This is a genomic window from Brevibacterium sp. OS20 (genome assembly GCF_056837565.1).
The window spans coordinates 4,047,366-4,071,084 of the sequence record NZ_CM166367.1 but is presented as its reverse complement, the minus strand read 5'-3'; the positions used below and the strand labels follow the sequence as shown (position 1 = coordinate 4,071,084).

Annotated in this window: 18 protein-coding genes; 13 read left to right on the top strand and 5 right to left on the bottom strand. The window is 64.3% G+C overall.

The window, feature by feature from the left end; genetic code table 11:
• Positions 1-59 precede the first annotated feature (59 nt).
• The 7 genes from ACVZTU_RS18115 (at position 60) to rplI (ending at position 7,790) form a co-directional block, all read left to right on the top strand.
• Entirely contained in the window at positions 60-1,766 is a 1,707-nt protein-coding gene (locus ACVZTU_RS18115; RefSeq protein ID WP_420096558.1) for an AMP-binding protein, read from the top strand.
• 446 nt (positions 1,767-2,212) lie between these two features.
• The gene (locus ACVZTU_RS18110; protein ID WP_482401041.1) at positions 2,213-4,576 is read left to right on the top strand and encodes a transglycosylase domain-containing protein; all 2,364 of its coding nucleotides are present in this window, start codon (positions 2,213-2,215) and stop codon (positions 4,574-4,576) included.
• A gap of 35 nt (positions 4,577-4,611) precedes the next feature.
• Positions 4,612-5,985 carry a hypothetical protein gene (locus ACVZTU_RS18105; RefSeq protein ID WP_482401040.1) on the top strand — a complete coding sequence of 458 codons (1,374 nt, stop codon included), beginning with the start codon at positions 4,612-4,614 and terminating at the stop codon, positions 5,983-5,985.
• 109 nt (positions 5,986-6,094) lie between these two features.
• Positions 6,095-6,385, top strand: a complete 291-nt coding sequence (rpsF, locus tag ACVZTU_RS18100) for a 30S ribosomal protein S6 (protein ID WP_025779601.1) — start codon at positions 6,095-6,097, stop codon at positions 6,383-6,385.
• A gap of 34 nt (positions 6,386-6,419) precedes the next feature.
• Complete coding sequence (locus tag ACVZTU_RS18095; RefSeq protein WP_482401039.1) at positions 6,420-7,028, top strand: single-stranded DNA-binding protein; 609 nt, start codon at positions 6,420-6,422, stop codon at positions 7,026-7,028.
• Between the two features lie 47 nt (positions 7,029-7,075).
• Complete coding sequence (rpsR, locus tag ACVZTU_RS18090; protein ID WP_025779604.1) at positions 7,076-7,315, top strand: 30S ribosomal protein S18; 240 nt, start codon at positions 7,076-7,078, stop codon at positions 7,313-7,315.
• A 16-nt stretch (positions 7,316-7,331) separates the two neighbouring features.
• A complete protein-coding gene (rplI, locus tag ACVZTU_RS18085; protein ID WP_062860402.1) occupies positions 7,332-7,790 on the top strand; it encodes a 50S ribosomal protein L9 in 459 nt (152 codons plus the stop codon).
• A 504-nt stretch (positions 7,791-8,294) separates the two neighbouring features.
• Here the strand turns inward: rplI and ACVZTU_RS18080 are convergent.
• The 5 genes from ACVZTU_RS18080 to ACVZTU_RS18060 all read right to left on the bottom strand — a co-directional run bounded on the left by ACVZTU_RS18080 (position 8,295) and on the right by ACVZTU_RS18060 (position 14,719).
• On the bottom strand, positions 8,295-9,635 hold the full coding sequence (locus ACVZTU_RS18080; RefSeq protein ID WP_259358017.1) for a Dyp-type peroxidase: 1,341 nt from the start codon (positions 9,633-9,635) through the stop codon (positions 8,295-8,297).
• 19 nt (positions 9,636-9,654) lie between these two features.
• Entirely contained in the window at positions 9,655-10,968 is a 1,314-nt protein-coding gene (gene efeO / locus ACVZTU_RS18075; RefSeq protein WP_458311342.1) for an iron uptake system protein EfeO, read from the bottom strand.
• A 93-nt stretch (positions 10,969-11,061) separates the two neighbouring features.
• Complete coding sequence (gene efeU, locus ACVZTU_RS18070; RefSeq protein ID WP_458311343.1) at positions 11,062-11,985, bottom strand: iron uptake transporter permease EfeU; 924 nt, start codon at positions 11,983-11,985, stop codon at positions 11,062-11,064.
• A gap of 417 nt (positions 11,986-12,402) precedes the next feature.
• Positions 12,403-13,578, bottom strand: a complete 1,176-nt coding sequence (argE, locus tag ACVZTU_RS18065) for an acetylornithine deacetylase (protein WP_482401038.1) — start codon at positions 13,576-13,578, stop codon at positions 12,403-12,405.
• 262 nt (positions 13,579-13,840) lie between these two features.
• Positions 13,841-14,719, bottom strand: a complete 879-nt coding sequence (locus tag ACVZTU_RS18060) for a class I SAM-dependent methyltransferase (RefSeq protein WP_482401037.1) — start codon at positions 14,717-14,719, stop codon at positions 13,841-13,843.
• A 287-nt stretch (positions 14,720-15,006) separates the two neighbouring features.
• Between ACVZTU_RS18060 and ACVZTU_RS18055 the strand changes: the two genes are divergently transcribed.
• The 6 genes from ACVZTU_RS18055 (at position 15,007) to dnaB (ending at position 23,662) form a co-directional block, all read left to right on the top strand.
• On the top strand, positions 15,007-16,323 hold the full coding sequence (locus ACVZTU_RS18055; RefSeq protein ID WP_410709306.1) for a DUF445 domain-containing protein: 1,317 nt from the start codon (positions 15,007-15,009) through the stop codon (positions 16,321-16,323).
• Positions 16,324-16,493: 170 nt separating this feature from the next.
• Positions 16,494-18,455, top strand: a complete 1,962-nt coding sequence (locus ACVZTU_RS18050) for an ABC1 kinase family protein (protein WP_482401036.1) — start codon at positions 16,494-16,496, stop codon at positions 18,453-18,455.
• 149 nt (positions 18,456-18,604) lie between these two features.
• Entirely contained in the window at positions 18,605-19,360 is a 756-nt protein-coding gene (locus tag ACVZTU_RS18045) for an ABC transporter ATP-binding protein (RefSeq protein ID WP_172173206.1), read from the top strand.
• Positions 19,360-20,778, top strand: a complete 1,419-nt coding sequence (locus ACVZTU_RS18040; protein ID WP_482401035.1) for an FtsX-like permease family protein — start codon at positions 19,360-19,362, stop codon at positions 20,776-20,778. Before ACVZTU_RS18045 ends, ACVZTU_RS18040 begins: the two co-directional genes overlap by 1 nt.
• An 11-nt stretch (positions 20,779-20,789) precedes the next feature.
• On the top strand, positions 20,790-22,172 hold the full coding sequence (locus ACVZTU_RS18035) for an FtsX-like permease family protein (protein WP_139467586.1): 1,383 nt from the start codon (positions 20,790-20,792) through the stop codon (positions 22,170-22,172).
• A gap of 152 nt (positions 22,173-22,324) precedes the next feature.
• Complete coding sequence (gene dnaB, locus ACVZTU_RS18030; RefSeq protein WP_039211746.1) at positions 22,325-23,662, top strand: replicative DNA helicase; 1,338 nt, start codon at positions 22,325-22,327, stop codon at positions 23,660-23,662.
• Positions 23,663-23,719 lie beyond the last annotated feature (57 nt).

Genomic DNA, 23,719 nt, shown 5'->3' with positions numbered 1-23,719 from the left:
GTTTAGATTTGTGTGTGACGTCACATGATGTGACGGTGGCGAAAGGTGAGGAGACCACAATGACAGTGACCGAGGAGTTCCGCGCTGCCCGAGACAAGCTGATCGAGCTCCGCAGCGATTACGAGGCCGCGCGCGAACAGTTCGAATGGCCGCGTCTCACGCACTTCAACTTCGCACTCGACTGGTTCGACAAGATCGCCGAGAACAACGACAAGCCGGCTCTGTGGATCGTCGAACAGGACGGAACTGAGGGCAAGTGGAGCTTCGCGGAGCTCTCCGCGCGGTCGAACCAGGTGGCGAATCACTTCCGCCGCGCCGGGATCAAGCGCGGCGACCATGTCATGGTCATGCTCAACAACCAGGTCGAGCTGTGGGAGACGATGCTCGCCGGCATCAAGCTCGGTGCCGTGCTCATGCCGGCCACCACGCAGCTGGGCCCCATCGATCTCACCGACCGTGCCGAGCGCGGTCAGGCCGAGTTCGTCGTCGCCGGCGCCGAGGATGCCGCGAAGTTCGATGACGTCGATGTCGAAGTCGTCCGCATCGTCGTCGGCGGCGAGCCCACCCGCCAGCAGGACTACAGCTACTCCGATGCCGATGATGAGAGCACCGAGTTCGACCCTCAGGGCAGCTCGCGCGCCGATGACCTGATGCTCCTCTACTTCACCTCGGGCACCACCTCGAAGGCGAAGATGGTCGCCCACACCCATGTCTCCTACCCGGTCGGTCATCTCTCGACGATGTACTGGATGGGACTGACACCCGGCGACGTCCACCTCAATGTCGCATCGCCCGGCTGGGCCAAGCACGCCTGGTCGAACATCTTCACCCCGTGGATCGCCGAAGCCTGCGTCTTCCTCTACAACTACTCGCGCTTCGACGCCAACGCCCTCATGGAGACTATGGACCGCGTGGGAGTGACGAGCTTCTGCGCCCCGCCGACAGTGTGGCGCATGCTCATCCAGGCCGACCTCAGCCACCTGAAGAATCCCCCGACGAAAGCTCTCGGTGCCGGTGAACCCCTCAACCCCGAGATCATCGACCGCGTTCACAGCGAATGGGGTGTGCTCATCCGCGACGGCTTCGGTCAGACCGAGTCGACCCTGCAGATCGGCAACTCGCCCGATCAGGAGCTCAAATACGGTTCGATGGGCAAGGCCCTGCCCGGATTCGACGTCGTGCTCATCGACCCGGCGACCGGTGAGGAAGGCGACGAGGGCGAGATCTGCCTGCGCCTCGATCCTCGCCCCGTCGGATTGACCACCGGATACTGGAGCAACCCGGAGAAGACCGCAGAGGCCTTCGAAGGCGGTGTCTATCACACCGGCGATGTGGCCTCCCGTGACGAGGACGGATACATCACCTACGTCGGTCGCGCCGATGACGTGTTCAAGGCCAGCGACTACCGGCTCTCCCCCTTCGAGCTCGAAAGCGTGCTCATCGAACACGAGGCCGTCGCCGAGGCGGCCGTCGTGCCCTCGCCGGATCCTGTGCGACTGGCTGTGCCCAAGGCGTATGTCGTAGTGTCGAGCAAGTTCGAGGCCGATGCCGAGACGGCGCGGTCGATCCTCGCCTACTGCCGTGAGAATCTGGCTCCGTACAAGCGCATCCGCCGACTCGAGTTCGCCGAGCTGCCGAAGACGATCTCCGGAAAGATCCGTCGCGTCGAGCTGCGCGCCCGCGAAGACCAGCTGCATCCGTTCAGCGGCGAACCCGTCGTCGAGGGCAACGAGTACGCCGACACGGACTTCGACCTCAAGAGCTGAGCGGTGCCGCGACTCTCGTTCAAGCGGCCCAGTACTTTTCAGCCCGTATACCTGTGGCAAAGCGCTTGGCGGCTTGAACGAGGCGTCGCGGCTGGCGGCACCTGCGGAAAAGTGCGGGCACGCTTGAACGAGAAGGTACGCGCGCCTGGTCGAGGTGCTCCGGCTGGCGACGCCGAGCACTGATCTGCGGGCAGACATTTTGAATGTGAGCAAACACGCACTCGTCATGGTTGATTCTCCCGCAGTCAAGTAAAATGCCTGGTGAGATGCCGAATGCGGGGTTACTCTGAGAACGGTTCGGTAACCTGGCGTGTCTGCAGGGCGTCAGGCTCAGCACTTTTTCATCCTCTACTAATGAATGCGTGCGAGACTGATTGGCGTCTTTGACCTTTTTCGGACCTCGTCGCCACGCATTGCGGCAGGCTGACTGACCTGGAGGACCTTGGGTGGCTAAGGGACAACACACAGCCAAGAACATCGGCAGGAATACGAAGAACCTGCTCAACTACCCGCGAGCGGGTGTGAGCGGATGGACCCGTTTCCTGCCGAGCATCCGCGTACTCGTCGTCGGCGGGCTCAGCCTCGTCATCGCCCTGTGCGTGGCGTTCGCCATCGGCTATGCCGCAACGGACATCCCCGAGCCGAACCTCGAGGCCACCGGTCAGACCTCGACGATCTACTACAGCGACGGCAAGACGCCGATCGGTCAGTACAAGGTCGAGGACCGCAAGTCAGTGGAGATCGACGAGATCTCCGAACCCATGCAGAAGGCCGCGATCGCCGCCGAGGACACCTCGTTCTACGAGAACCGCGGCATCTCGATCAAGGGTCTCTCCCGCGCTGTCGTCGGCGTGGCCACGAATAAGTACGCGGGTGGCGGTTCGACGATCACCCAGCAGTACGTGAAGAACTTCTACCTCACGAACGAGCATTCGCTTGATCGCAAGGTCAAGGAGATGTTCATCTCGCTCAAGATCGACCAGCAGCAGTCGAAGGACGAGATCCTCGCGAACTACCTCAACACCATCTACCTCGGCCGTCGTTCCTACGGCATCGAAGTGGCATCTCAGAACTATTTCGACAAGCCGGCCTCGGAGCTCAATGTCAGCGAGTCCGCTCTGCTTGCCGCGATGATCCAGCGCCCGGGTGCCGCCGATCCTTCGGACAACCCCGAGGCCTATCAGGACCGCTTCGACTACGTGGTCAAGAACATGGTCGACGAAGGCTTCATCACCGAGGAGCAGGCCGCCAAGGTCGAGATGCCCGAAGTGAAGAAGCAGAACAAGGAATCCTCGCTGTCCGGGCAGAAGGGCTACATGTGGGATTTCGTCCGTCGTGAAGCCCTGCGCAAGCTCGATATCGATGAGGCTCAGCTCGACCGCGGTGGCTACAACATCGTCACCACCTTCGACAAGGATCGGATGAAGGCAGCCGAGCAGGCCATCAAGACGCTTCCCCAGGACCAGCCCGAAGGAATGCAGGCCGGACTCGTCTCGATCGACCCCGACAACGGCGGAATCGAAGCTTTCTACGGTGGTAAGAACTACCTCGATCAGGCGTTCAATGCCTCGACCCAGAGCCATGTGCAGGCCGGATCGACGTTCAAGCCATTCGCGCTCGTCGCAGGTCTGGAGAATGGTGTCAGGCTGACCGATTCCTATCCCGGTGCCAGCCCGACGGTGCTCAACAACGACGGCACGCCGTGGCCGGTGCGCAACTTCGGCGGCTCGAGCTATGGCCCGGTGAGCCTGCTCAAGGCGACGCAGTCCTCGATCAATACAGCCTATGCGGCACTCAACGTGCAGGTCGGGCCCGACAAGACTGTCGACGTCGCCGAACGTGCGGGTCTGAGCGAGAACTGCACCGACAAGGAGATGAAGACCGGGGATACCGGCGGCTGCTCGATTGGTCTGACCCCGAACCCCTCCAATGTGCTGGGTACGCCCAGCGTCAAGCCCATCGACATGGCTTCGGCGTACGCGACCTTTGCGGCAAACGGCGTGCACCACGAGACGCACTCGATCAAGAAGGTCACGAAGGGTGCCGAGGACGAGGAAGTGTACAAGGCCGAGACCAAGGGCAAGCGCGTCTTCGACAAGGCAGTTGGTGCCGAGACCTCGTACGCCCTGAGCCAGGTCGTTCAGGGTGGTTCGGGCAGCTACGCCCGGAACCTCGGTCGTCCTGCCGCCGGCAAGACCGGTACGACGAACGAGAACAAGGCCGCATGGTTCTCCGGTTACACACCGAACCTCGCCACCTCGGTCGTGCTCTATCGCGAGGTCGACGGAAAGTCCGTGTCTATCGGCTCCTTCGGCGGTCGCGGTGAGGTCACCGGTGGTTCGTTCCCCGTTCAGGTGTGGACCGACTACATGCAGAAGGCCCTCCAGGGTGAGAAGGTCGAACAGTTCCCGGCCCGCGGCGAGCTTCCCGATAAGCCGAAGCCGAAGAACTCCAACCCGGCCCCGGCTCCGAAGCCCGAGCCGAAAGCACCGTCGGGCAGCAACGACGGCAGCGACGGGGACAAGGAGAAGGAAGAGCCGAAGGCTCCGATCGAGACTCCGAAGGACGACGAGGACAAGAACAAGGACTCCGACGGCGACGAGAAGGGCAAGGAAGAAGGCTCGAAGGACGGCTCCGACGATTCGAAGGACTCCGACGGCGATGGTGAAGACCCGCCGAAGGAGGATCCACCAAAGGAAGACCCGCCGAAGGATGATGGACCCGCAGGTGGACTTCCCGTCGATCCACCGAAGTCACCGGACAATCCGGTCAATCCTCCCGACGGCGGTGGATCCAACTCGGACGATTGACAGCAACAATGGCGGCTGACCGGTAACCTCGAGTCATGCCCTCGAAGTCCAGCACCCGGATCGCCGAGCCTCTGCTCGGCGGTCCGGTCGGCATTCACCTCGGTGCTGCCGGTCGCCGGTTCCGCAGCGCGCAGGCCACTGCGCTGGCCGCGGTCCTCGGCGTCACCACCTTCCTCGCCCTGGCTCTGCAGGGCCCGTGCCTGAGCTCGGGATACGAACAGCCGTCCGCCTCGGCGAGGATGTGCGCAGGGCCCCTGTCCACGGCGTTCCTCGGTGACGCCAACCCCGGCGTGCTCGGGCGCGCACACGGCGGAGCGGCGGCCCTGGCCCCGCTGGAAGCTCGCCTGGTCGACCTGTTTCAGCTGTTCACCAACGACGTCTCCCTCTTCATGGTCGTCGTGCTCCTGCTCAACACGGCAGGCATCGCGGCACTCGGCGCCGGACTCCTCGTCTTCGCCCGCTTCCGGGGGTGGCTGGTCGCGGTCTTCGCCTCCCCGCTCATCCTCTTCACCCTCGGCTCCACTCTCGACCCCATCGCCCTCGCGCTGGCGGTGTGGGCGATGGTCATCTTCTTCGGAACCCCACCGCTGCGCCCGCGCGGGTGGTTGGCCGGTGTGCTGCTGGGCATCGCGACGTTCATCAACCCACTCGCCCTCCTCGTGATCGTCGCCCTGACCGTGACCGGGCCGAACCCGGCACGGGGACTTAAGCCGCGCAATCCGCGGATGATGCTCGCCGCGGCCACGGTCACCTCGGCGGTGCTGCTCGTCGTCGATCTCAGCGCGATCGACCGGATCATCCACTGGTACTCCGATGCCGTCGACGGCGGATCCTTCGCGTCGATTCTGCTCATGGCCGAACTCGGCGACGTGTCCGTCTGGGCCCCGCTGTGGATCATCGTCAGCGCCGGAGTGGTCCTCGCCGTCACCGTCTCCCTCTACATGGTCCGCCGCACGGGTGTCGACCCGGCCGTAGCCGCATGCCTGCTCATCGGCGGCTGCCTGCTGCTTGCGCCGGGACTCATGCCCTGGGACAGCCTGTGGCTGCTGCCCTTCATCGCCCTGTCCGTCCGCCGCTGGTGGGTGCTCATCGTCTGGACCCTCGCCGAGGCGGTCTTCGCCGTCGCCGTCCAACTCGGTGATGTGTCGGGATTCGAAGTCGATGAGGGACTCGACTCCACCTTCGTCGCCCTGTTCACCCTGCTGCGACTGTTGGCTCTCGTCCTCGTCGTGATCATGGCCGGTGAGAACCTCTACCGGCGAGGTATCCGCGGTCGCATGGCTGCGTCGGCGCCGCCTCGGCGAGAAGAGATCGACGATCCTGGCGACGCACTGGAACATCGGGCTGCTGGACGTAAGGAAGAGCACGAATCCGGACATGACAGTCAGCGCACCGGTCGATTAGACTAGTGAGGTCTGTTCCCATTTCGTGACGATCACGAGACGGGGAGCGGGCGTGCATATACCCTCCTGCCATGGACCGACCATGGCCGCAAAGACCAGAGGAGGTGGGTGACATATGCGTAAGTACGAGCTCATGCTCATTCTTGATAACGACCTCGAAGAGCGGACGCTGGCTGACACCGTGAACAACCTGATCAAGGTTGTCCCGGCTGAGAACGGCACCGTCGACAACGTGGATATCTGGGGACGTCGTCGCTTCGCGTACGAGATCCAGAAGAAGTCCGAAGGCTACTACGTCGTGGTTGATTTCCATGCCGAGCCTGCAACGACCAAGGAACTCGATCGTCAGCTCGGACTCAACGAGTCCGTTCTGCGTACGAAGATCCTCCGCCCGGACGCCAAGTAAGGCATCTTAAGCTACCTCGCTTCTAGGAGATTCAATGGCAGGCGAAACAGTCATCACGGTCGTCGGGAACCTCACCAGCGATCCCGAACTGCGCTTCACACCGAACGGTGCGGCAGTCGCAAACTTCACCGTGGCCTCGACGCCGCGTATCTTCGACCGTCAGGCCAACGAGTTCAAGGACGGAGAGACTCTCTTCCTCCGCTGCTCGGTGTGGCGTGAAATGGGAGAGAACGTCGCCGAATCTCTGCAGCGCGGTACGCGGGTCATCGTTCAGGGCCGACTGAAGTCCCGGTCCTTCGAGACCAAGGAAGGCGAGAAGCGCACGGTCATGGAGCTGGACGTCGACGAAGTCGGCCCCAGCCTGCGACGCGCCACCGCCCAGGTCTCGAAGAACAACCCCAGCGGCGGAGGAAACTTCGGTGGAGGCAACCAGGGCGGAGGCGGCCAGCAGGGCGGCTTCGGCAACCAGCAGTCCTCCGGCTGGGGCAACAATCCTCAGCAGGGCGGCCAGCAGGGTGGTCAGCGCCAGGGCTACAGCCAGGGCGGCAACAACGCACCCGCCAATGACCCGTGGGCATCATCGAACCCGCAGAGCGGCAACGGCGGCTGGGGCAACCCCGGCGCCGATGAACCCCCGTTCTGATCCACGTCTTCACGACATTTCGAGACATTCGTTAACAGGAGATACTCATGGCAAAGCCAGAGATCCGGAAGCCTATCAAGAAGAAGGCTAATCCGCTCAAGAAGGGCGAAGCGGCGAACATCCACTACAAGGACACCGCTACGCTCCGTAAGTTCATTTCCGACCGCGGCAAGATCCGTGCACGTCGCGTCACCGGTGTGACCGTGCAGGAACAGCGCGTCATCGCAAAGGCCGTCAAGAACGCCCGCGAGATGGCACTTCTGCCCTACTCGAGCTCAGCTCGCTGATCGGAGGGAAAGAATAATGCCTAACCGCAAAGTGATTCTGAACCAGGAAGTCGACGGCCTCGGTGCCGCCGGCGACGTCGTCGAGGTTCGTGCCGGATACGCACGCAACCTGCTTCTGCCTCGTGGCTGGGCTTCCGCCTGGTCCGCCGGCGCTGAGAAGCACATCGAGGCTCTGCGCAAGGCCCGTCAGGCCAAGCAGATCGCTGATCACGACGAAGCCATCAAGGTCAAGGGCGAACTCGAGTCGACCACGGCTCGCATCGACATGAAGGCCGGTAAGAACGGTCGCCTCTTCGGCGCCGTCACCCCCGCCCTCGTGGCCGAGGCTCTGCAGACCGCGACCGGACGCGAGTTCGATCGCCGTCAGGTCGCCCTGACCGGTCACGTCAAGACCCCCGGCAGCTACAACGCTGTTGTGCGCGTCGGCGACGAGATCACCGCGAAGATCAAGTTCGAGGTCATCGGCAAGGCCTGATCAAGGCCTTGTCCGGGCGTCCCAGTCCGGATGATTCGGACGTGGTGAGGGCCTGAACGGCCCCACCGCACCACCGCCGAGGCGGCACCTGAGTTCAGGTGCCGCCTCGGCGTTATTCATGGGGTTGGGATTCGGCTGTCGGAGCTGTGAGGATGCGGCCGGCGGTGGCTCGCTGCTGATACCTGCTCACGGTAGGCACTGAGCTGCAGACGACGTTGGGGGCTGCGGTCTGCCCTGGAGGGCAGTCGAGTATCCGTCCGGGTTCGCGGCAAAACGACGTGTCGCACCTAGAACCTCGCGACAGCTGCATAACATCCCGTTGCACCTGTGCGTTGTGCGGCTGCCGGTGACAGATGCATTTGCAGTCGTAGGTTGTGCCGCTTGCGGTGACGGATGCTCGTGGGTCGCAGATGGAGGACACGACGCTTGCGGTGCGCAATGTCGCTGGCGGTGTGGGATGCTGTGATGCCGCCCGGACGCTGCGGGACGATGGGAAGGGATGGGTCAGGTGAAGAGCTTCTGGCCGATCATCGTGTCGCCGGTGCCGATGCCGGGCGGGATGGCGAACAGCGCCGAGGCCTGATGCTGCAGGTACTCGGTGAGCAGGTCCTTCTGTGCCATGGTCTTGAGGATCGGGTAGAAATTCGTCCGCGGGTCCCGCACATAGGCGATGAAGAACAGCCCCGCATCGAGGCGGCCGAGCGAATCATTGCCATCGGTGAAGTTGTATCCTCGACGCAGCATCTTCGCCCCCTTGTGGTGTTCGGGAGCGACGATGGCGATGTGCGACCGCGCATCGATCGCCGGTGCGCCCTCCGCGTTCTTCGCAGAGAAGTCGATGGGGGTGAACTCTTCATCCGCGGTGGGTTCTGCCACGGACTGCGGGGCGCCATAGCGTTTGTCGCGGCCGATGATGTCTTCCTGTTCAGCCAAGGACACTCGGTCCCAGATCTCCAAGTACATGTGGATCTTGCGAGCCATGAAGTAGGTGCCACCGGCCAGCCAGCCATCGGAAGCCGGATCATCACCAGACTGTACCCACAGGTGCTTGTCGAGTTCGCCGTCGGCGTCCTCGCTCTTGATGTTGTTCGTCCCGTCCTTGAACCCGAACAGGTTGCGCGGCGTCTCCTGCTCTGTCGACGTCGACGAGGTGCGGCCGTAGCCGATCTGCCCCCACTTGAGCTTCGCAGTGCCGAAAGCGATGCGAGTGAGGTTGCGGATCGCATGGACGGCGACCTGCGGATCGTTCGCGCAGGCTTGGACGAGCAGATCACCATTGCTCTCGGAGGCATGGATGGCTTCATTCGCGAACTTCGGCACACCGTCCTTGAGCACCTGCGGCATCTTGCCCTTCAGGCCGAAACGATCCTTGCCCGACTCATCGACGAACAAGGTGGCACCGAAGCCGAAGGTGATCGTCAGCCCGCTGGCCGGATACCCCCACACCTCACCGGAATCCTTCGGCGGCAGTTCGGTATTCGCGTCCGGAGCGCCACCGACCAGGTCACCAGCGCTCATCTGTTCCGCCGCCACCGTCCAATCCTCGAGGAGGCCGATGAGTGCCTGGCGGTCCGAGGTCGTGACATCGAAGGCCACCGTGTACATATTGTCCTGAGCGGGAGTGAGGATGCCCTGCTGCTTCTCAGCCCGGAAGGGATAGCTGAGATGGACGGCGGACTGCTTCTTCTCCTGCGTTCCGCGCACGGCATAACCGACCGCACCGCCCCCGACACCAGCGATGCCGAGAGCACCTGCGGCCCCACCGAGGGCAAAGAGCCGACGCCTCGGAATCCCGCGGACCTTGCCCTCGGTGGATCCCGCCTCGGTGGGTTCGTCATGGCTCATTCGCGTACTCCGACAGACTTCAGCGCAGGATGGTGCCGCTGACCTGCGACAGGGGTTCGCTCAGGGCATTGACTGCGTCTGAGAGTTCCTGCTGGGCTTTGGTGTAGTCGGTGTCCTGCGGAGCTTCGCCGGCGTCGTTCTGCACTGCCGCAACCTTCGAATAGTCCTCGTAGAGGATATTGCCCTCATCGTCCTTGCCGGTCTGGTACTTCTTCAGCACCGTCTTCACACCGTCGAGGTTCGTTGTGATCTTCTTCGCGAGCTCGGGATCCTGGGCTTCGACGAGCTTTTCGACATTGCCGTAGGCCACCTCTGCGCCTTCGACATTCGCGTGGAAGTCAAAGAGGTCGGTGTGCGAGAAGGTCTCCTCTTCGCCGCCGATCTTCGACAGTGCGACCTCTTCGAGCAGCGCGGATGCGCCCGTGGCGACATCGGAGAGTTTGAGTTCGAACGTGCCGCTGGCACCGTCGACCTTGCCGTAGACGAGGTCGTAGAGGGTCTTCGTGTCCTCGTTGAGTTTGTCCGCGACCTTCTTCCGTTCGGCCTCGGACTCGAACTCATAGCCTTCGGACTTGTCCGTGAACAGATCGGCTTCGATCCGGTGCCAACCGGTCCAGTCGGCCAACACCTCGGGGTCGTTGGGCTTCTTTCCGGCATCGGCCGAGAGGTCTTGGACTCGGGCGTCGAGCGCACCGTCGAGGTCTCCGGCCTCTTTGATGCCGAAGGACTCGGCGGTCGGTTCGATGCGTTCATAGTGCTGACGCGCCAACGGATAGAGGGCCTTCGCTTTCTCGGTATCACCCGAGGTGTAAGCATCGGTGAAGTCCTTCGTTGCATCGACGAGCTGACCGACCTGGTCCTTGACGTAGCCGGTGTAGTTCGTGATCGCCTTGTCCTCGGCGGCTTGGGTGTCGCTGTCGACGGAGACGTCTTCGCCCTTCGTGACGGCGAATTTCGCCAGTCCCACGAAATCGCCGACCATATTCGGCTTGCACGCCGTGTAGTAGGTGCCTTCTTCGAGTGCTGTGGTCACCGTAGTCGTCGTGCCCGGGCCGATGTTCTCCTTCTCGGATTCGATCTGAAGTTTGTTCTCGGCGAGGATCTCGAACTCGTTCGGCTTCGTGCCGTTGTTCGTCACGGAGAAGCTCACCTTGCCCGATGGCAGAGTGGCGGGGCTGACATCGCAGGTGTCATCGGTGATCGTCACCGTGACGGTGTCGCCGGAGGCAGCGGCATCGTCCTTCTTGTTCTGCGGATTGTCGGTGCATGCTGCCAGCGACAGAGCGAGCAGAGTGACCGTGGGCAGGGTGATGAGAGCGGAATGGCGTTTCATAGTTGTCCTCGTGAGATGGGTCGGTCATTGAACGTGGTGGTGCGATGAGCGGCGCGGATGCGCACGATTCAGGGGGTGGAGTGTCGGGGCCGATTATGTCGGGTCGGCCGTCGCCGAGGTGGGGGTCGCCTCGGCGGGGGCGTGCCCTTGTGCTCTTTCGGACTTACCGTCCGGCTTCGCTGTGGGCCTCTTCCCGTGGACCTGGCGGTAGAAGATGATCGCCACGGGGACGATATAGACGATCCAGCCGATGGTCTGGAGCACCGTGGGTTGGACGTTGACCTGGAAGATCGCTTGGCCGACGACGTAGAGCCAGTAGATCGGCGACGTCGGTTCGGGCAGCAGATGGCTGACGTCCCACGCATGTTTCATGATTCCGGGCAGGACTCCGGCTTCCTGCAGATCGCTGATGCCGTACGCGAAGATTCCGGCGGCGACGAGGATGAGGAAGTAGCCGGTGACGGAGAAGAAGAGCTTCATATTGATCTTGCGCGAACCGCGGTAGATGAGCCAGCCGAGGACGAGTGAGAGCAGCAGACCGGTGACGACGCCGGCGGTGGTGGCGATGACGTTGTTCTCCACCGAGGAGCGGACCGTGGCCCAGATGAACAGCGCGGATTCGGCGCCTTCCCTGCCGACGGCGAGCACGGCGAGCCAGACCAGACCCCAGCCGGACGAGCGCTTGTCCAACGAGGCGGCCATCGACGATTCGAGTTCACCTTTGAGTGCGCGTGCGTGCTTGCCCATCCAGAAGATCATTCCGGTCACCAGGGCCACGGTGATGATGGAGAGCACGCCGCCGATGATCTCCTGCGCCTGATAGGTCAGGGTCTTCGGCCCCCAGGTCAGCAGGGCGCCGATGCCGAAGGGAATGAGCGCGGCGAGACCGACGCCGAGCCAGAGTTTGGGCAAGACGTCTCGGCGACCGGTCTTGACCAGGTAGCCCACGAGGATGCCGATGACCAAGGTGGCCTCGAGACCTTCGCGCAGGGCGATGAGGAGGTTCGCGACGAACATCTGACTCACTCTCGTCAGTTCGTCGAGGCGGGTGTTCGGGCCGTCTCGAAAGGGGATGAACGAATTTAGCCTAACCTAAGGTCGGCTGATTCAGTGTACATCTACTTTTGGGGTGCAGAGGACGCAGGAAGGTCTAGAATCGGCGGGTCGGCAGGGTCAGTTGTCGCAGTCGGAGCGGACGCAGCAGTGGTCGTGTTCGACGCGAGCGTACGCGGTCCCGGCATTGTGACGTGCTGCTTGTGCCTCACCGCGGCAACCGCATAACCTCCCGTTCGACCGGTGCGTTATGCGGCTCCTGGTGAGGGACGCTCCTGCAATAGCAGGTTGTGCCGCTTGCAGTGGGGATGCTCGTGCCCGAACAAGTAGGGAGCGCAGGCGGCGGCGTGGATGTTTCAGGTAGTGCGCAACCCGATCGGCTCAGCTCTCGGAGAGGTCGGAGATGAGGGCGTCGATGAACGACTCGCAGGCGGCGATCTGGTCGAGTTCGATGAACTCGTCGGGTGCGTGAGCCTGGGCGATGTCTCCGGGACCGCAGACGACGGTCGGGATGCCGGCTTCGGAGAACAGACCCGCCTCGGTGCCGTAGGTGACCTTGTCATCGGTGGCGATGGCGCCCCAGCTCGCGGCGAGCGAGACGATGTCTGCATCGGCCGGAGTCTCGCAGCCGGGAGCTTCGGCTTCGATCGTGAAGTCGACACCGGCGGTCTCGTTCTCGGCCGCCATGGCTCGACCGAGGCGTTCGGCTTCGGCGCGGAAGCGTTCGACGAGGGCCTCGCGGTCCACGAAACCGAGCGATCGGAACTCGAACTGGACGGTCGCCTCGGCGGGGATGGTGTTGACGGCGATGCCGCCGGTGAACGTGTTCGCTGTGACCGAGGTGAAGGGCACGACATAGGCCTCGTCGAAGGGCCCTTCGGTGCGGAACTCGGCTGCGACGGCGTGGACGAAGGCGACGAATTCGGAGGCATAGGCGATGGCATTGACGCCTTCGGGGGTGAGCGAGGAGTGAGCGGCGACGCCATGGAAGTCGACGCGGAAGACGTTCATCGATTTGTGGCCGCGGATGGCCCGCATGCTCGAGGGTTCGCCGACGATGCAGCCGCGGGGCGTCAGGCCCTCCTCGGTGATGGCCTCGACGAGGGAGATGGCGCCCACGCAGCCGATCTCTTCGTCATAGGAGAAAGCGAGGTGGATGGGTTCGCTGAGTTTCGCGGACTTGAGCGCTTCGAGGCGGGAGAGGATGACGCCGATGAATGACTTCATGTCGGCGCTGCCGCGGGCATAGAACTTTCCGTCGCGGATCTCGGGGCTGAACGGGTCTGAGGACCAGTCCTGGCCGTCGACGGGGACGACGTCGGTGTGCCCGGACAGGACGATGCCTCCTGTAGTCGTTCCGTCGGCTGCGGGGATGGTTGCGAGCAGGTTCGCCTTCGTGCCCTCCGGGTTCGGGATCCGGCGTGATTCGATGCCGGCGGCCTGGAGGCGGGCTTCGACGTGGTCGATGAGCGGGAGGTTCGTGTCCCGGCTCGTCGTATCGAAGGTGATGAGATTCGTGATCTCGGTGATGGTGGCCTCGGCGGGTGTCGCTGACACGACTGCTCCTGACTCTCGGATGCGGGTTGTCTCGGTTCGGTCAGATCGCTGCATCTGCGGGAGGGCCGCGGTGGTCCCAAAGGGATGAGTGCACGTCTCCACCGGGTGGTGGCGGTGTCAGCGAGGGCGCGGCCCCGGGCAGGACAGCGGTGACCAGACGACTTCACTCTACGGGGCGGACGCGTGCCGTGTGGGACCGGCCCAGTGGGTGGGCACTGCTCAGCATTGAGCGCGCAGCTTTTGAACTATGAGCGTCCCATATTCAGGCCCCAGCGAGGACGAGAAGTGCCTCGTTCCGCGCATCGAGCCCGTCGTCGGGGATTTCGGCGGACATCTCTTCGCGCATGACCGCTCTCTTCACCGGGTCCATCGTCAGCTGAGCCGAGTAGGTGAAGACCATCGACAGCCAGTCGTGCCTCGAATAATGGAGGTCTTCGACGAACGTGGTCTCATTCGGGGTGAAACCGGCATCCTGCAGTTTTGTGAGCGCCGGATGTTCGACGGGTTCGAGCTCCCGCGTGGACTCAGCTGTACTGCTGCCCGCCCTCGCCTCTTGGCTCGCTTCGGTGCCCCGGCTCGCTCTCGAACCGAGACTCGCGGTCCTGCCGTCGGCATGAAAGCGAGCGATGACCGCATCGAGCCGGGTCTTCAGCTCACTGATGGGTTCGATATCGTTCCAGGCCAGAGCCAGGATTCCACCGGGGCGGAGCACCGTGCGAATCGTCGGCAGAGCCACCGCCGGGTCGACCCAGTGGAAGGACTGACCGAAGCTGACGAGGTCGAAGGTCCGGCCCTGTGGGTCCCAGTTCTCGAACGCCGAGACTTCCACATCGAGGCCTTTGGCTTGAGCGATTGCGGCCATCTCGTCATCCGGTTCGACAGCCAGTATCTCAGCGCCTGCTGACCTGAGCTGGGACGCGAGAATGCCGGTACCGGAACCGACGTCGAGGATGCGCGGAGCACCCGAGGTTCGATCGCCGGTGGACGGCAGTGAGGCATCCGTGCGAGAGCCGGTGCCGACTGCGGCTGCTTGCATGATCGCTGTGACGAGGGCGGACGGGTACTTCGGTCGGAATTCATCGTAGTCCCGGGCGACCTCGCCGAAGGATTCTGCACGTTCACGATTCTCGAAGTACTCCATCCACGTAGCCTAACGTTCCACGGTCGGGCAGGGCCGCCTCGGCGACTGTCACGAAGGCTCATCCCTCATGAATCGTGGCATCTCCACCCGGCGCACCGGGGAGTTATGAGAGGGAAGGGGTGGATAGCGAGCAACGCGGCGAAGTAAGAGTAACGGTGAGGGATGCTTGCGAGCGATGGGGCGGCCCGAGCGGCGGGGCTCTCCGCGGAATTCCCAGGTGCGAACCCGCCTGCGGATGCGTGTGGAGGGGCAGGGTTTCGCTAAAGTCGTGGAGCAGGGGGGTAACGATGTCGATCGAGAAGACACCATCCGTACCGCGCTTCGGTGCCGGCAGCGGAAACGGCGGGCCGGCCGAGCTCACGCCGGAGGATCAAGAGCGCGCTCGCGGACTGAAGAAGATGCGCACGCTCGCGCTCTCGCTGCTCATCCTCGCCACGCTCATCTTCCTCTCCACCCACCTCTTCACCGACAACACCGGCGTCTGGGGGTTCGTCTCCCGCGCCTCGGAGGCCGCGATGATCGGCGCCATCGCCGACTGGTTCGCCGTCACCGCGCTGTTCCGCCACCCTCTCGGGCTGCCGATTCCGCACACCGCGATCATCCCGCGCAAGAAGGACACACTCGGAGCGAGTCTGTCGGCCTTCGTCGCCGCGAACTTCCTCCACGCCGAGGCGGTGTCGACGAAGATCCGATCCGCCGAGATCTCCCATCGTGCCGGAAAATGGCTGGCGAAACCCGCCAACCGAGATATCGTCGTCGACCGTGCCGCAGGGGGCCTCGAATATGTGCTCGCGCGCATCGATGACGACTCCATCAAGGCGCTGACCAGGAACGTCATCATTCCTCGGCTCGTGGCCACCAGGAAGACACCGGTGCTCGCTCAGCTGCTGCGTCAAATCGTGCTCGACGGGGCTCACCACAGACTCGTCGACCTCATCGTCGCGGAGGCCTACAGCTGGCTGGGTGACAATCCGCAGGTCATCGATGAGATCGTCCACAATCGGGCACCGTCCTGGGTCCCCGATTTCGTCAACGAACAGCTGGCCAACCGCCTGCAGCGCGAAGTGCTCGGCTGGGTCGCCGACGTCCGCGACAACGAATACCACAAGGCCCGACAGGCGCTGGATGCGTGGCTCGTCGACCTCTCCGACGACCTCGAATCCGACTCATCCCTGTCCCAGCGGGCCGAAGAGATCTTCAACGACCTGCTCAGCCAGGAGGGCGTCGTCGACTCCGTCCTCGAGATCTGGGGTTCGCTCAAACAGCTGCTGCGCGAGGCCATCATCGACGAAGGCGGCGAAGTCCGAGCCCGCATCTGGCAGCTCATCGGCGAGTTCGCCGAACGGCTGCAGGCGGACTCGGAATTCTCCCGCCGCATCGATGACCGGATCGCCACCACCGCCGGTGATCTGGCCGAAAGCTTCGGCCCTGAGATCGCCAGCGTCATCTCCGACACCATCGAACGCTGGGATGCGAAGGAAGCCGCCGAGCGCATCGAGCTCTACGTCGGCCGCGACCTCCAGTACATCCGCATCAACGGCACCGTCATCGGCGCGCTGGTCGGCCTCGTGATCCACACCGTCATCGTGCTCCTGCCGGGGTGAGACCGCCAGGGTGAGGCGCTGAAGCGCCCTCAGCCACTGAGGGTTCAGCGCTTTCGGTCCCAAGCCCCTGGGTGAAGGGGACAATCGCAGCGGAAGTTGTGTCGAAACTCTGTCAAGGATTACGCGCGGGCTGTACTCTGAAATGACCGAGCAGAACCGGAAAGGATCCGATGCTCACAGTTGCAGCGCTGCTCTCCATCGTCATCCTGGGCTCCGTCTTGGGTCTGCTCTCGCGCCGACTCCTCGGCCCCGACGTCGGACTGCTCAGATCGATCCTCGTCGGAATGCTCGTCTTCTCATCCGGCGGCGCCTTCATCACGCACGTGGCCCGACTCAACGGCATCTTCTCTCCCGAGGTCTCCTATGCGAGCCTCGACCAGGTCCAGCTGCTGATCTTCGCCGGTTTCATGTGTCTGGCGATCCTCGCACTGAGCACGATCGTCCTGTTCGTCCTCGAAGTCATCATGCCCACCGGAACGCTGCCCGGCGCCCGCGGCGCAGTGATCGGGATTCGCGGCTGGACCCGACGGACCGGCCGGATATTCACCGTCATCCGAGCAGCGATGAGCTCGGGCCTGCATCGGTCGTTGACCTCGGGACTCAAACCCGATGACACCAGGTTCGCCGCCTCGCTCGTCGTCTTCCTCAATTCGGCAGGTACGACCTTCGTCAAACTCGGCCAGTTCCTCTCCACCCGCACCGACATCCTCCCGCCGACACTGACCTCCGCACTGGGAACCCTGCAGGCCGATGCCGAACGGCTGCCCTTCGCGCAAGTCAAAGGCGTCATCGCCGCTGAGCTCGGAGCCGACTGGGAAGAAGCGTTCGCCTCCGTCGACCCCACTCCGCTGGCCGCCGCGTCGTTGGCACAGGTCCACCGCGCGGTGCTCGAAACCGGCACCGAGGTGGCCATCAAGGTCAGGAGGCCGCGTGCCGTGGCCGCGGTGAGCGTTGACAGCGACATCCTCCTCAGGCTGTCGACTCATCTGCTCAAACGCTACGAATGGGCCCGCGCGATAGGACTCGGCGAGTTGGCGCACGGATTCGTCGAATCCCTCGACGAGGAGCTCGACTACCGGGTCGAAGCCCGCAACCTCGACATGGCCGCCGCTTCCCTCGGCTCTCGAGAAGGGGTGAGAGTCCCCGCAGTCCAACACGAGCTCTCCGGCGCGTCGATCCTCGTCACCGACTTCATTCCCGGGCGCACCCTCGGACAGGCGGCACTCGAGGGATACCCCCGCCTCGGCGACAGGGAGCGGAGCGCTGCGGCTCGGAGTCTGTGCCTGTCGACCATCCGGTCCATCCTCGTGACGGGGATCTTCCACGCCGACCTGCACCCGGGAAACATCATGATCACCGAGGATGGCGACCTCGTCTTCCTCGACTTCGGGTCGATCGGCATCCTCGACGACGAATCCCGCAACGCTTTGGCCCTCATCCTCCACGCCGTCGTCGTCGACGATGCGGCGACCGCCGCCGATGCGATCCTGCTGGCCTTCGACGCACAGGAGAACGTCGACGTCGACCTGCTCCGGCGCGACATCGGCCGCATCATCACCGTGCTGCGTGTACACGGACGCATCGACAGCGCGATGTTCCGGCAGCTTCTCGCCGTCCTCGGCGACCACGGAATCGGAGTCCCCGGGGACCTGGCAGCGGCGCTGCGCACCCTGGCATCGATCGAGGAGTCCGTCACCGGCCTCGACCCGCAGCAGACCCTGCTGAGCATTGTCCGCCGGGAGCTGCCCGCGATCACCGCGGCGGTGATCTCACCTGAGAGGATGAGCGCGAAATCCGTCGGCGCCGCCGGCGTTGCCGCGCTCACCGCCCGACGCCTGCCCGGACGTGTCGAGCAGGTGAGCAGGGAGATGGCTGCAGGCCGATTCAGTGTGCGACCGCAGCTGTTCACCTCCGACGCCGAACGCTCCTGGCTGCGCGGAGTGCTCAGCGAGTTCACGGCGGTGCTCCTCGCCTGCACGGCAGTGATCGCCGCGATCCTCCTGTTCGGAATGGACGGCGGACTCAAGATCTCGACGGACCTGACGATGTACCAGGGGCTGGGTGCTCTCTTCGTCTTTGCCGGAACGATGATCGCCCTGCGTGCCGTCATCCGTCTGTTCCTCAAGAAATGAGGCGGTCACCCCTGCGGTGACCGAATCCATCGCCGGAGCCGGCACGGACCACCGCGCAGGGGTTTCCGTCAACGGAGGTTGGGAAATCCCGCACCGGCTGACAGGCTGACTGCATAGTGCCAAGGCCCGTTGGGCGAAAACATGGAGACATGACTTCTTCACAGCATCCTGCCGCAGCGCAGCAGCCCGTCCACCAGCACCCCGCCATCATCACCGCCGGAAACGTCACCAAGCACTTCAACCAGACGTATGCTCTCGCCGGAGTCGACCTCACGATCGGCCTCGGCGAATCCCTGGCCATCATGGGACCCTCCGGCTCCGGTAAGACCACCCTCCTGCACTGCCTGGCCGGCATCATCAGTCCCGACAGCGGCCGCATCCGACTCTCGCCGACCGACCGCAGCGCCGCCGCCGAGATCACCTCCCTCAAGGAATCCGGCCGCACCGCTCTGCGCCGCGAGGTCTTCGGCTTCGTCTTCCAGCAGGGACTGCTCCTGCCCGAACTCACCGCCGTCGACAATGTTGCGCTCGCCGCCATGCTCGCAGGCATGAACCGCTCGGACGCCACCCAGCACGCCCGGGCCTGGCTCGACCGTCTCGGTCTGAGCGAGCACGGACACAAGCGGATCGGACAGCTCTCCGGAGGTCAGGCGCAGAGAGTGGCGATCGCCCGCGCCCAGGTCACCCAGCCCGTCGTCACCTTCGCCGACGAACCGACCGGAGCCCTCGATTCCCGAACCTCGAACGAGGTTCTCACCGAGCTGTTGGGCTCCACCGTCGGCCGCGGATCCACTCTCGTCGTCGTCACCCACGATGAGAACGTCGCCGCCCGCTGCTCCCGTGTCGTCCGACTCGCCGACGGTCGCATCGTCGCCGATTCGGCAATGCAGGAAGCCGCCCAGTGATGAACATCCTTCCCCTCCTCCTGTCCAAACAGTCCCTGACTTCGACCACGTCGCGCCTCGTCGGGATCGCCTTCTTCTCCTGCGCGACGATCTTCCTCACCGTGGCCGCCGGCGCCTGGGCATTCATCGATCGCCCCGAGGTCTCCGGATACGCCGAGGTGGCCGAGCTGTACCAGCTCCTCGCCGTCCTCGCCACGGTCTTCCTCATCGTGCCCGCGACGAGCCTCGGGGTCGCCTCGGCGAAATTGAGCGCCCGCCGTCAGGACGAACGACTCTCGACCCTGTCCCTGCTCGGGGCGCAACGCGGCACGATCCGCCTCATCGCCGTCGCCGAACCCTTCATCCCCGCCTCGCTGGGCATCCTTGCCGGAATCGGCGGCTATCTGCTGGTCGCCTGGCCGCTGAGTTTCATCACGTTCGTCGGCGAACCTTTGGGCTACCAGGCACTGCTCATGCCGGTCTGGCTGCTCGCCGCGGTCATCGTGGGCCTCCTGGCGGTCTGCCTGATCGCCTCGCTCATCGGCCTGCGCAAGATCCAGGTCTCCCCGCTGGGCGTGCGCACCCGGTCGCTGCCCCGGAGATTCCCCCTGGCCCGCATCATCACGGCCATCGTGCTCATCCTCATCGTGGCCATCGCGACCTATGTCTCCACCCAGATGGAGCTGCCGATGGCGGTGACGATCATGTACAGCATCGCCACGATCGGCATCACCCTCCTGCTCATCAGCGTCCTCGGCGTCCTGTGCATCCGCGTCCACGCCGGCATCGCCGGCAGAATCGCCCGCGGTCCCGCCTCGGTGATGGCGGCGGGAATGATCGCCGACGCTCCCGGACAGTACTGGCGCCGGGTCGCCGGGCTGGCGATGATCACCTTCATCGCCGTCGTCGGCGGGGCGGGAACAGCGATGATGCGCAGCGGTCAGGAGGACTTCTCCGCCGAGGACCGCGCGGTCATGGGTCCGTACGTCCACCTCGGCGACGATATCTTCACCGGCCTCATCCTCACCCTGGTCATCGCCTTCGTCCTCGTCATCGTCTCGGCCACGATCAACCAGGCCGCAGACATCCTGGACCGGGCCACGACCTATCGCGAGCTCCACGCCGCCGGAATGACCCAGCAGATGATGCACCGGGTGACCGTCAACGCCGTGATGTCGCCGATCCTGCTGGTCACCGTCGTCTCCCTGTTCCTCGGCGGAATCCTCGCCTGGCTCATGGCTTCGGTGAGCGACCTCGGCGATCCGTTCACCATCGGAACCGTCGCCGCCGTCCTCGTGGCCGGGGTTGCGATGGTGTGGCTGGGGCTGCAGGTCACCCGCCCGCTCGTCCGCCGGGTCACCGAGATCGATCCCCACAACCGCACCCTCGCCGAGGCGGCACCCGAGAACCGGGCCACCGCCGAGGCGACCGTGGCCTGAGAGGAGACCCGATGTCCACGTCCTTCGCAGCAGTTCCCCTCGTCCTCGGGCGGAGATCGCTGACCTCGGCGAGCTCTGTGCTCGTGGCCGCCGCGTTCTTCGCGTGTGCCACGCTGTTCCTCACCGTGGCGGCCGGGACCTGGATGTTCTTCCAGATCCCACCGAGCCCCGATCCCGCGGACGAGGGCCTCGACATCATGTATAAGACCCTCGCAGCCCTGGCTACGGCTCTGCTGATCATCCCCGCCTCCACCCTGGCATCGGCCTCGGCGACCCTGTCGGCACGCCGGCAGGACGAAAGGCTGTCGACGATGTCGCTGCTCGGGGCCCGACGCTCCCAGATCACGGCGCTCGCCGTGGCCGAACCGCTGATCCCGGCCCTGGCCGGCATCATCCTCGGGGTGCTCGGGTATCTCGGACTGGCGCTGCCGGTCAGCTTCATCCACTTCATGGGCGAGCCCATCGGGTACGCGAACATGCTCATGCCCGCGTGGCTCATCCTCGTCGTTGTCGTCTTCCTGGCCCTGGTCTGCGCGGGATCGGCTCTGCTGGGTCTGCGCAAGGTCGCGGTCTCTCCGTTGGGCGTGCGGACGAAGAGTCTGGAGCGGAAGCTCCCCGTGGCCAAGATCATCGTCACGGTGCTCGTGATCTGCCTGCTGCCGGTCGTGTACGCGCTCACCCAGAGTGGCGGTCTCGGCGTGGGGATCGTGCTCGGCGCGGTGGTCGGATTCTTCGCTCTCGGGCTGGTCGTCGTCGACCTCCTCGGCGGGCTCCTCGTCCGCTGGTTCGCTCACCTGTCCGGTCGGCGGGCCGACACCCCGGAGCGCCTCATCGCGGCTCGCCTGGTCTCCGACGAACCCAAACGGTTCTGGCGACGCGTGTCCGGACTCGCGATGGCCTCATTCACCGCGGCCGTCTGCGGGGCGGGAGTGGCGCTGATGCAGCTCGGCCTCGACGCCGCCGAGGACGACCCGGCAACGATGGGCACCTCCGATATCAACCTCTTCCACGACCTGTTCACCGGGGTGCTGCTCGTCATGGGCATCGCGATCGTGCTCATCGCCGTGTCCGCGGTGATCAACCAGGTCGCCGACATCTATGACCGTGCCGACACCTTCTCCGACCTCTATGCCGCGGGCGCCGATCCTCAGCTGCTGCACCGAGCGCTGGTGCGGGCCGTCATGGCCCCAGCGATCTGGGTGTCCCTGCTGGCCGGAGGGCTCGGGCTGCTGCTCGTCCTGCCCCTGGCCGGAGCCGCGCTCGTGTTCAAGCCGGTCACCTTCCTCACGATCCTGCTCACAGTGGTCGTCGGCATCGGCATCATCCGTGGTGGGCTGCAGCTGACGAAGCCGATTCTGCACTCCGTGGCCACAGCCGGGAGGGCGCGGGACTGAAGTTTCTGCGTCAGTGCCTCGTCCTAGGATGGTCGGCACCGGTTCGGCAGAAGTGGTCGGGCCGGTGGGACCCTCCTCGGGTCTCCGGGTACAGTTGGAGCGCACCATCTGCGGGTGCGTGTCGACGCGGCTGTGTAGGAAGAGGAACTGAAGTGAGCAACGACCAGGGCTATGACGGTCTGAGGACCCCTCCGCAGGACGTCGAAGCCGAGCAGAGCGTGCTCGGTGCGATGCTTCTGTCGAAGGACGCCATCGCCGACTGCGTCGAGACGATGAAGGGCGACGACTTCTACAAGCCCGCTCACGAAACCATCTACGAGGCGGTCCTCGACCTCTACTCCCGGGGCGAGCCCGCGGACTCGGTGACGGTGGCGAACTATCTGACGAAGACCGGCGACCTCGCCCGCGTCGGCGGTGCCGCCTACCTGCACACCCTCATCTCGTCGGTCCCGACCGCCGCCAACGCCGGCTACTATGCCGCGATCGTCAGCGAACAGGCCGTGCTGCGCCGCCTCGTCGAGGCCGGCACCCGCATCGTGCAGATGGGCTACGACGCCGAAGGCGATACCGATGACGTCGTGAACTCCGCTCAGGCGGAGATCTACAAGGTCACCGAACGCCATACGACAGAGGATTACGTCATCCTCTCCGACATCCTCGGCGAGGTGGCCCAGGAGATCGAACGCAACGGCAACACCGATGGGCAGACCGCGGGTGTGCCCACCGGTTTCACCGAGTTCGACAACCTCACCAACGGTCTGCATCCGGGCACGATGATCGTCATCGCCGCGCGTCCCGGTGTCGGCAAGTCGACTCTGGCGCTCGACTTCATCCGTTCGGCTGCGATCCACAATGATGCGGCCGCTGTGTTCTTCTCGCTCGAGATGGGCAAGAACGAACTCGTCATGCGTCTGCTCTCGGCCGAGTCGGAGATTCCGCTGCAGAACCTGCGCCGCGGCGAGCTCAGTCCGCACGACTGGACGACGCTGGCCGCGACCGAGGCCCGGATCAACAATGCGCCGCTGTTCGTCGACGATTCGCCGAACATGGCGCTGACCGAGATCCGCGCGAAGTGCCGCCGGCTCAAGCAGCAGCACAATCTGCAGATGGTCTGCGTCGACTACCTGCAGCTGATGTCCTCGGGCAAGCGCGTCGAGTCCCGTCAGCAGGAGGTCTCGGAGTTCTCCCGTTCGCTCAAGCTGCTGGCCAAGGAGCTCGAGGTGCCGGTCATCGCACTGTCTCAGCTCAACCGAGGCAGCGAGCAGCGCACGGACAAGCGGCCGATGATCTCGGATCTGCGTGAGTCCGGTTCGATCGAGCAGGACGCGGATATGGTCCTCCTCATCCACCGTGAGGACATGTACGACAAGGAACACGAACGCGCCGGTGAGGCCGACATCATCGTCGCCAAGCACCGTGCCGGTCCGACGATGGACATCCCCGTGGCGTTCCAGGGCGCGAAGTCCCGATTCGTCAACATGCCGCAGTGACGAACGGGGTGTAGAGATGCCTTCTACTTTGTACAAATGCTTCGATACATTGGTTAC

What these genes read in the sequence shown, in the direction of transcription:
- ACVZTU_RS18115 (WP_420096558.1), top strand. Translation starts at nt 60, where the DNA reads ATGACAGTGACCGAGGAGTTCCGCGCTGCCCGAGACAAGCTGATCGAG.
- ACVZTU_RS18105 (WP_482401040.1), top strand. Translation starts at nt 4,612, where the DNA reads ATGCCCTCGAAGTCCAGCACCCGGATCGCCGAGCCTCTGCTCGGCGGT.
- rpsF (WP_025779601.1), top strand. Translation starts at nt 6,095, where the DNA reads ATGCGTAAGTACGAGCTCATGCTCATTCTTGATAACGACCTCGAAGAG.
- ACVZTU_RS18095 (WP_482401039.1), top strand. Translation starts at nt 6,420, where the DNA reads ATGGCAGGCGAAACAGTCATCACGGTCGTCGGGAACCTCACCAGCGAT.
- rpsR (WP_025779604.1), top strand. Translation starts at nt 7,076, where the DNA reads ATGGCAAAGCCAGAGATCCGGAAGCCTATCAAGAAGAAGGCTAATCCG.
- rplI (WP_062860402.1), top strand. Translation starts at nt 7,332, where the DNA reads ATGCCTAACCGCAAAGTGATTCTGAACCAGGAAGTCGACGGCCTCGGT.
- ACVZTU_RS18080 (WP_259358017.1), bottom strand. Translation starts at nt 9,635, where the DNA reads ATGAGCCATGACGAACCCACCGAGGCGGGATCCACCGAGGGCAAGGTC.
- efeO (WP_458311342.1), bottom strand. Translation starts at nt 10,968, where the DNA reads ATGAAACGCCATTCCGCTCTCATCACCCTGCCCACGGTCACTCTGCTC.
- efeU (WP_458311343.1), bottom strand. Translation starts at nt 11,985, where the DNA reads ATGTTCGTCGCGAACCTCCTCATCGCCCTGCGCGAAGGTCTCGAGGCC.
- ACVZTU_RS18060 (WP_482401037.1), bottom strand. Translation starts at nt 14,719, where the DNA reads ATGGAGTACTTCGAGAATCGTGAACGTGCAGAATCCTTCGGCGAGGTC.
- ACVZTU_RS18055 (WP_410709306.1), top strand. Translation starts at nt 15,007, where the DNA reads ATGTCGATCGAGAAGACACCATCCGTACCGCGCTTCGGTGCCGGCAGC.
- ACVZTU_RS18050 (WP_482401036.1), top strand. Translation starts at nt 16,494, where the DNA reads ATGCTCACAGTTGCAGCGCTGCTCTCCATCGTCATCCTGGGCTCCGTC.
- ACVZTU_RS18045 (WP_172173206.1), top strand. Translation starts at nt 18,605, where the DNA reads ATGACTTCTTCACAGCATCCTGCCGCAGCGCAGCAGCCCGTCCACCAG.
- ACVZTU_RS18040 (WP_482401035.1), top strand. Translation starts at nt 19,360, where the DNA reads ATGAACATCCTTCCCCTCCTCCTGTCCAAACAGTCCCTGACTTCGACC.
- ACVZTU_RS18035 (WP_139467586.1), top strand. Translation starts at nt 20,790, where the DNA reads ATGTCCACGTCCTTCGCAGCAGTTCCCCTCGTCCTCGGGCGGAGATCG.